Raw genomic sequence first — 543 nt, 5'->3', positions numbered from 1 at the left:
TATGTCCACACCAAAACACGCCAAAGTCCTGATCCTCGGTTCCGGCCCCGCCGGCTACTCAGCCGCAGTCTATGCCGCCCGCGCCAACCTGAACCCGGTGCTGATCACCGGTGTGGAACAAGGCGGCCAGCTGATGACCACCACCGACGTAGAAAACTGGCCCGCCGACCCCATGGGCGTGCAAGGCCCCGAACTGATGCAGCGCTTCCTGCAGCATGCAGAGCGTTTCAACACCGAAATCATCTTCGACTACATCCACACCGCCAAGCTGACCGAAAAACCGATCCGCCTGATCGGCGACCAGGGCGAATACACCTGTGACTCCCTCATCATCGCCACCGGCGCCTCCGCCCAGTACCTCGGCCTCGCCTCTGAACAAGCCTTCATGGGCAAAGGCGTCTCCGCCTGCGCCACCTGCGACGGCTTCTTCTACCGCGGCAAGGAAGTCGCCGTAGTCGGCGGCGGCAACACCGCCGTCGAAGAAGCGCTGTACCTGTCCAATATTGCCAGCAAGGTCACAGTCATCCACCGCCGCGACAAATT

The 543-nt window shown here is 61.9% G+C and carries 1 protein-coding gene; it reads left to right on the top strand.

The features are described 5' to 3' along the window. Nucleotide 1: 1 nt before the first annotated feature. Nucleotides 2-543: NAD(P)/FAD-dependent oxidoreductase (locus ACO0LO_RS29035; RefSeq protein WP_422970030.1), on the top strand; the 542-nt coding region annotated here is incomplete at its 3' end.

The organism is Undibacterium sp. TJN25, from assembly GCF_049339885.1.
GTDB lineage: Bacteria > Pseudomonadota > Gammaproteobacteria > Burkholderiales > Burkholderiaceae_D > Undibacterium.
This window is presented reverse-complemented; position numbering and strand designations above follow the sequence as displayed.